The 8,102-nt window shown below is 65.5% G+C and carries 6 protein-coding genes; 4 read left to right on the top strand and 2 right to left on the bottom strand.

Features of this window, described 5'->3' with window-relative positions; genetic code table 11:
- The 3 genes from AB1411_08005 to AB1411_07995 all read left to right on the top strand — a co-directional run.
- Window positions 1-2,292, top strand: a 2,292-nt coding sequence (locus AB1411_08005; protein MEW6543540.1) for an efflux RND transporter permease subunit, incomplete at its 5' end; no start/stop codon positions are given.
- 12 nt (window positions 2,293-2,304) lie between these two features.
- Entirely contained in the window at window positions 2,305-3,504 is a 1,200-nt protein-coding gene (locus tag AB1411_08000; GenBank protein ID MEW6543539.1) for an efflux RND transporter periplasmic adaptor subunit, read from the top strand.
- A gap of 44 nt (window positions 3,505-3,548) precedes the next feature.
- Window positions 3,549-4,922, top strand: a complete 1,374-nt coding sequence (locus tag AB1411_07995) for a TolC family protein (protein MEW6543538.1) — start codon at window positions 3,549-3,551, stop codon at window positions 4,920-4,922.
- 93 nt (window positions 4,923-5,015) lie between these two features.
- On the opposite strand, the gene AB1411_07990 is transcribed toward AB1411_07995, so the two are convergent.
- Together AB1411_07990 and AB1411_07985 are read right to left on the bottom strand one after the other, a co-directional pair.
- Window positions 5,016-6,179 (bottom strand): trypsin-like peptidase domain-containing protein, encoded by a 1,164-nt coding sequence (locus AB1411_07990; GenBank protein MEW6543537.1) that lies wholly within the window; start codon window positions 6,177-6,179, stop codon window positions 5,016-5,018.
- 490 nt (window positions 6,180-6,669) lie between these two features.
- Window positions 6,670-7,362, bottom strand: coding sequence for a response regulator transcription factor (locus AB1411_07985; GenBank protein MEW6543536.1), 693 nt, complete (start codon window positions 7,360-7,362; stop codon window positions 6,670-6,672).
- A 456-nt stretch (window positions 7,363-7,818) separates the two neighbouring features.
- On the opposite strand from AB1411_07985, the gene AB1411_07980 reads away from it, so the two are divergent.
- Window positions 7,819-8,102: hypothetical protein (locus AB1411_07980; GenBank protein MEW6543535.1), on the top strand; the 284-nt coding region annotated here is incomplete at its 3' end.

Below are 8,102 nucleotides of genomic sequence, written 5' to 3'. Positions count from 1 at the left end.
GTGGTGAAGCTGATTTTCGACCAGTCGCTGTACATCCGGCAGGCGATCCAGACGCTGGAGCACGAGGGGCTGCTGGGGGGCGGCCTCGCCTGCCTCATGGTCCTCCTCTTTCTCGGCAGCCTGCGCTATACGTTCATCATCGCCCTGGCCATCCCGATTTCGATTCTTGCCGCCTTCGTGCTGCTCTACTTCACCGGCCATACGGTGAACGTGATGACCCTCGGCGGCCTCGCCCTCGTGATCGGCACCCTGCTCGACAACAACATCGTTGTGCTGGAGAACGTCCATCGTCACCTGGGAATGGGCAAGACGCCGGGACAAGCGGCCGGCGATGGGGTGACCGAAGTGGCGTTGCCCATGCTGGTCGCGACCATCAGTATCCTCATCGTCTACCTTCCGATCGTCTTCTTTACCGGGATCGTCAAGTTCCTGTTCGTTCCGCTCGCCTTGGCCGTCGCCTATGCCATGGTCGCATCGTATGTCTCCTCGATGACGGTCGCGCCCGTGGCCATGGCGGCGCTTATCAAGCCCGGTGCGCAGCACGTCGAGCATGAGGCGCATGCCTCGGCGCGGGTCTTCGATCGGCTCTTCGGGTTGGTCGTCCGCGTCTACGAGCGGGTGCTCCGCTGGTGTTTGCGGCACAAGGCGGTGGTGGTGGTAGCGGTGACGGCGACGTTTCTGGGCTCGTTGGGGCTGGCCCCCCGGCTGGCGACCGAGTTTTTTCCCAAGGTGGACGCGGGGCAGTTCATCCTCAACGTGGTGGCCCCCGAAGGCACGCGCGTCGAGACCACGGAGGCCATCGTCGGGCGGGTCGAGGAGGTCCTCCGGCAGGAGATTCCCCCCGCCGATCTCGACCAGATCGTCGCCAACATCGGCTTGCCGCACGGCTGGATGGTCCTGTTCACCCCGGTCAACGGCCCCCATCAGGCGTTCCTGCTCGTGAGCCTGACCCGGGACCACGCGGTCGGCACCGACGCGCTCATCGGGCGCCTGCGCAGCCGGCTGGCCGCGGAGTTTCCGGGGCTCAAGTTCTCGTTCCAGACCGGGGGCATCGTCAGCGACGTGATCAACTTCGGGCTGCCCGCGCCGATTGACATCAAGGTGAGCGGGCCGAAGCTGGCGGAGGTGGCCGAGGCGGCGGCCCGCATCCGGGAGGTGGCGGCGCGGGTGCCGGGGACGGCGGACGTGCAGGTGCGGCAGGGGATGAACTATCCGGAGTTGCACCTGGACGTCAACCGGGCCAAGTCCGCCTATCTGGGGCTGAGCGAGCAGCGGATCGTGATGGACCTGGTGACGGGGTTGAGTTCGAACATGACGTTGAATCCGGGCTACTGGATCGATCCGAAGTCGAACAACGCCTACTTCGTGGTGGCGCAGTATCCGGAGCAGACCCTGATCCGCTTCGAGGACTTCCTCAACACCCCCCTCGTCGGTTCCCGCGTCGAGGAACCGGCCTCCACGTTCACGATCGGCACCGTGGCGTTGCAGCAGACGCCGTTCCCCCAAATCCCTTCGCTCCCCGACCCTAACCCCCCTTCGGAAGAAGACGGGGCGAACAGCGCGCCGGTGCTCCTGCGCGATCTCGTGGACGTCACCCGCAAGACCGGGCCGGAGACGGTGGACCACTACAACCTCCAGCGGACGATGGACGTGCTCGTGAGCGTCCTGGGCAACGACCTGGGCCATGTGGCGGGGGAGGTGGAGCAAAGACTGCGGGGGCTGGATATCTCTAAGGATATCATGGTAACGATCAAGGGGGAGGCAGACAGCCTGCGCGCCGCGCTCTCGGGATTCGGCGGAACCTTGCCGCTGGCGATGTTGCTGATCTACCTGGTCATGGTCGGCTTGTTCCGATCATACCTCGATCCCTTCGTCATCATGTTCGCCGTTCCTCTGGGGTTCATCGGGGTGATCTGGATGCTGTTGCTGACGAACACCTCGGTCAACCTGGAGTCGCTGATCGGCACGCTCATGATGATCGGGATCGTCGTCTCCAACAGCGTGCTCCTGGTGGACTTTGCGAACAACCGGCTGCGGGAAGGCATGCCGCTCGAAGAAGCGGTGGTCGAGGCGGGCCGGCTCCGCATCCGCCCGATCCTGATGACCTCGCTGGCGACCATTCTGGGCCTCGCCCCGATGGCGCTCGGGATCGGCGAAGGCAGCGAGGCGAACATGCCGCTGGCCCGGGCCGTCATCGGCGGGTTGTTGGTTTCCACCTTCATGACCCTGCTCTTCATCCCCGTGCTCCACGTGTTGGCCCGCCGCCGCTGGGCGTCCCACGGAACGGAGTAAGGAGGTCCGTACATGGATCGGGAGATCGAAGAGGAGAGCTCACCGACGCCAGCGCCGACGCCTCGGCACGGTCGGCTCAAGATCCTCCTGCTGGCGGCCGGCGGGCTGTTCCTTTTCGTCGCCGCGGTGGTCCTCTTCCAGGGGCGTCAGGAGACCACCTCCTCGCCGCCGGGCGGTGAGCCGGTCTCCGAGGAAGGAACCGGCGTCCTGCCGGTCCAGGTCATCAAGCCGCAGCGGCGCGATATCGCCCAGACGTTGACCCTCCCGGCGAACATCTCGCCCTGGTACCAGGCGACCCTGTACGCCAAGGTGCCCGGCTACCTGAAATGGATCGGCTACGACAAGGGGGACGCGGTCAAGAAGGGGCAACTGCTGGCGGTGATTGACGCGCCTGAGATCAAGGACCAGTTCGAGCAGGCCGAGGCCGATTATCAGATCAAGCGGATCACCTATGAGCGTCTCCACAACGTCTGGAAGGAAGATCCGGAAGTGATCGCCAAGCAGGACGTGGACGTGGCCCGGGCTGCCGCTGAGGGAGCGAGGCACCTGCGCGACTCCCGCCGCACCCTGCTGGAGTACACTAGGGTGTACGCTCCGTTTTCAGGCGTGATCACAGCCAGGTTTGCCGACCCGGGGGCCATGATCCAGGCTGCCACCGGCTCGGCCACGCAGGCGGCTCCCCTGTTCACCGTCATGGATCTGGACACGGTCCGCGTCTACGTGAGCGTTCCTCAGGAGGTGGCACCGTTGGCCAAGCCCGGCGTTCCCGCTGTCCTGACCGTCAAAGAGGCGCGGGGCAGGGAGTTCCGCGGCGCCATTACCCGCACGACCGAAGCCTTGGACCCGGCCACCCGAACCCTCCTCGTCGAAATTGACATGCCGAACAACGAGCGCCTGCTCCAGCCCGGCACGTTCGTGACGACCACCCTGTACCTCCAGCATCACGCCGACGCCCTGGCTGTTCCCCCCGCCGCGATTTCGGCAGGGGGCGCAAACAAGGGGAGATTCGTGTTCGTCGTCGAACACGGCAAAGCCCGTCTGGTTCCCGTCAAGACCGGCCTCGACGACGGCGTCTGGGTGCAGGTCGTGGAAGGGCTCTCCGGCAACGAGGACGTGGTCGTCGTCGGAAAGGCCGGTCTCGCCGACGGCGTCGCCGTGAAAGCGTCCGCCTACAATCTGCCGGCGGGCAAGCCATCCAGTCAAAAATACTGAGGGAGGACACCACTATGGGACGCGTTCATCGGCCTTGGATAGGTGTGGCTCTGATCCCGGCGGTCGCATTCGTGGTGGTCGCTGGCTGGCTTCCAAGAGCGGCTGTCGCGGCCGAGGAGGCGCCGGCCGCCAAGCCTGGCGGCCAAGTTCCCGCTTCGGGGGCCTTTTTGGATCTGAAGCAAGCCATCGAACTTGCGCTGGAGAAGCACCCGGTCCTCCAGACGGCGGACGCGAACCAGAAGGCCGCCGAGGCGCGCACGGAACAGGCTCGCTCTCTCTACCTCCCGCAGGTCTATGCGAATTTCGACACGATGAGCGGCGCCGGAGGGATCAACCCGCGGTTCGTGGCGCCGGCCGGCGCCATGCTGCGCCAGAACCTGAGCCAGTACGCGGGCGGCGTGATCGCCAATCAGCGCCTGTACGATTTCGGGCTGACCCGGGACCTCGTGGATACGTCGAAGCTCGCCGCTCGCGCCCAGGAGCAGGACGTGAACGCCCAGCGGGCGCTCGTGATCCTCAACGTGCAGCGGGCCTACCTCACGAGCCTCAAGCGCCGCCGGCTGGTCCAGATTGCCGAGGAGACCGTGCGGGAGCGTGGGGCCATCCGGTCGCAGGTCAACGCGCTGTACCGCCAGCAGTTGAAGTCCAAGCTGGACCTCGATCTCGTACAGGTCGAGCTGACGAACGCCGAATCCTTACTGATTAAGGCGAGAAACGACCTGAAAGCGTCCTTTGCCGATCTGAACCGGGCCATAGGCGTCGCCGGCCAGGAGGACTACGTGTTGGAGGACATTCCGGTCGAAGTGCGGCCGCAGCGTTCGCTCGAGACGCTGATCGCCGACAGCCTGTCGCATCCCGAGCTGAAGCGGGCCAAGGAACTAGCGGCCTCGGCGCAGGTCCGTACCCAGGCCACGAAGAAGCTCTATTTCCCAGTCGTGTCCGCCATCGCCAGCGCCGGCGATTTCAACACGTTCGACGAAAGCCGCAGGGAGCGGACGGGCGGCTGGTGGACCGCGGGCGCGCTCGTGTCGGTCCCGCTGTTCACCGGGTTCATGATCGAGAACCAGGTCCGCGAGGCCAGCGCGCAGCAGGTGGCCGCCGAGGCCGGCAGCATCGCCATCGAGCAGGCACTGACGCAGCAGGTCACCACGGCCTACCTCGACACGATCAACTTCGCCCAGCAGATCAAGTTCGCAGAGGAGCAGGTCACCACCGCGACCGAAGCCCTGCGTCTGGCCCGTCAGCGCTATCGGTTGGGATTGGGTTCGATCGTCGAAGTGACGCAGTCCGAAGTGGTTCTGACCGCCGCGCAGACCAGGTTGGCCGAGGCCCAGTACGACTACCAGATCGCCAGGGCAACGTTGGCCTATTCCGCGGGCCTGACCAACCAGGCGAGCTCCGGAATCCCGACGCCGTAAGCCGTTCCCCCCTCACCCTCCCCTCTCTCCCTCGGAGGGGGAGAGGACTGAGGTGAGGGGGCGAGAATTTTGTCGAAGATAGTTGGAACGGCGCTAGAACGAGAACCGCAGGGATTCCTGCTCGGCTCGGAGCCCTGACGGCGTCACGCCGAGGGCCTGGCCGACAGGCAGGGCGGGCGCCTGAGGCTTTTCCGCCGGCCGGTCCCGCAGGACGACGGAGACCCGCCGCCGCTGCCCCTCCCGCAGCAGATCAATCTGGACCGACTGGCCGACGCGGAACCCCCTGACGATCTGGTAGAAGTCCTGGGGGGAGATGACCGGCTGTCCCTGGAGGCCGGTGATGATGTCTCCTCCCAGGAGCCAGGGCACCCCCTCGACGACCACGTCCAGCGAGCCGGCCGAGACGCCCGCCGACGCAGCGGGGCTTCCTTCCGCCACGTCCTCGACCAGGAAGCCGTCGGCGAGCGGAAGGGCGAAGAGCAGCCGGATCTCCTGGGTCATGAACTTGCCCGCCACCCCGAGCCAGGGCCTAGTCACCCGCCCCTTCTCCTTCAGTTCCGGGAGGATGCCCTTGACCAGGTTGATCGGGATGGCGAACCCGATGTTCTGGGCCCCGGCCAGCATCGCGGTCGTGATGCCGACCACCCGGCCTTCGGAATCCACGAGCGGCCCGCCGCTGTTGCCGGGATTGATCGGAGCGGTCGTCTGGATCACGGCGAGTCCTCCGCGGCCGGCTTCGTTCGGGAGCGGGCCCAGGCCGCTGACGATGCCGGTGGAGAGCGTGAATCCCAGGCCGAACGGGCTGCCCACGACCAGCGTCTTCTGCCCGACTTTGAGGCGGTCGGAATCCCCCAGCTTGACCGTTTCCAGCTTGTCCTTGGGCTGGACCAGCCGGAGCAACGCCACGTCCGTATAGGCGTCCAGGCCGATCACTTCGGCCTTGACCCGTTGCCCGCCGTAGAGCGTGGCCATGATCGCGGTCGCCCCCTCCACCACGTGGGCGTTGGTCAGCACCGTGCCCGCTTCGTCCAGGATGAAGCCGGCCCCGACGCCCGGGGGACGGGGACTGCCGTGGTGGTGGCCGGCGACGTAGGCGGAGGACAGGAAGACGGTCGCCGGAGCCAGGTGCTGGTAGAGACGAACGGTCCGCTCCTCTTCCGCATCCACGCCGATGGCCCATGCCGCCTCGGGAACGGGACGGAACGACCAACTGCCCAGGAGAAGCACGACGAGGCTGACGGCCCGACCGATGCGCATGCTCACGACCTCCTTGCCCGCAGAAGACCGGCCTGTGTCATAACACAAAGCCGATCCGCCGCGCCAGACGCGCGGGACCGGGGAGGAGGGAGCGAATCCGGGGGATCAGGAAGCGCGCGGCCGGAAGGAAGGTGATGCCCCCACAGGAGGAGTTGGGGGCATCAGCGCCGTGGGGCACAACCACGACGCTTCCTTCCGGGTCAGCAGACGGACGAACACCAGCTTATCGGCTGGTCGGCGCTTGGGGTTGAGCGGGATTCGGTCAGTCGAGGGCTTTTTCATGGGGAAGCACCACCTCACGGGACCGGATGTTTGGGACCCGGCCGACGGTTGTGCAAGTCTCGAACCCTCGGCTTTTAGCCAGTATTGCCTGAACTTCTGCTGCGGCGGGCCGGAGGGTGGCGACAAGACGCGGCCCAGGGGACAAAAAACGGTGGGCGGGGCGCCTTGGAAAAGATCGGCCTGGGTAGTGCCGTGAGAGAGGTTCCGGTCAGGAATCAGATTTCAGCTTGTAGCCGATGCCGCGCACGGTCACGATGTAGCGCGGCTCGCCGGGGTTCGGCTCGATCTTCTGGCGGAGCGAATGGATGTGCACGTCCAGCGTGTGGTACTCCAGCGCGGCCCCTTCGCCCCAGACATGGTTCAACAGCTCTTCGCGGGAGAAGACCCGAGCCGGATGCTGGACGAAATGTTGCAGCAGACGGAATTCCTTCGGCGTCAGCTCTACCGGTTTCCCACCGACGCTGACCTCGTGGCGGTCCACGTCCAGGCTGATCGCTCCGACCACGTACTTGGGCTTTCCAATGGCGTGAAGTCGCTCGCGGCGGATGATTGCGCGAATCCTGGCGACTAGCTCCGGGTAGCCCTGGGTGCAGAGACAGGCATCGGCGCCCCGCTCGAAGTCTTGGAGGCAGGCTTCCTCCGGATAGTCAGTGGAAGGGGGTAACAGCGCGATGATCGCCACTTTCCGGAGGCCGGCCTCCCTGCGCAACTGTGCAAGGGTCTGCGGCTGCCGGTCCACGAGCACGGCAACGGGAAGGGCCCGCCGTGCCGCGTCGAGCGCCCCATCGGTATCGCGGGCGATCGTTACCGTGTAATTGTATTGGCTCAGCCGCTTTTCGAGCGGCTGGGCAAAGGCGTCGTCAGTCGTCACCATCAGGATGCTTTCGTGACCCGTTGCCATCACCGACTCCGCAACTCCGGATTGCGAGGCTAACCAGCAGGCGTTGCACGATACTCAATGGCCTCTTAAGTTCCCGTTACGACATTGTTAACTGTCTGTAAACTCTCGTAAGCCGGTGGCTGCACTGACGTTGCGGTTCTCCCTACTCCGCAACGGAGAGTGGCTTCCAGGGCGCCGGTCGCATCGCCATCCGCCGACCCAGTCCATCACCATTCCTTCCATGCTACGCCGACGGCCGACCTCTTTCCCAATCAGTCGTCGCTCGTCGAAGGTTTTACTCAATTTTGAATGACCGTTGAGTGGACGTTCATCCTCCTCCGCTACGGTGGCCCGCGGTTTTGTATGCGCGGAGCGCAACCACAGCAAAGGGAGGAGGGCATGGTGGACTACGATCAGCGTTCTGGAACCTCTGCCGGTCGGGAAAGACGATACGGACGGCTCGCATGGATTGTTGGAATGGGGATCGCTTGCCTGCTGGGTCTCGAGAGCGGTCCGGCAATGGCGCAGGAACCTCCGGTCGCGGTCCCGCCGGTCTCGGTGACCGAACCGAAGTCCCTGTCGGAGGGACATGAAGAGCTACCGAAACCACAAGGGGAACGGCCGACGACGGGCCGGAGCCTGGCCGTGGAGAGCACGCCGCTGGAGGACGTGTTGCTGGAGAAGGGCGTCATCAACCGGGACGACTGGCTCCGGATCAAGGCGGAGGAGGAGCGGCGCCAGTTCGAGCGGGCCACGGAGAA

This window comes from Nitrospirota bacterium, from assembly GCA_040757595.1.
In the GTDB taxonomy this organism is placed as follows: Bacteria; Nitrospirota; Nitrospiria; order Nitrospirales; family Nitrospiraceae; genus JBFLWP01.
Note: the sequence above shows the minus strand (reverse complement) of the source record. Positions and strands in the feature narration are given on the sequence as shown.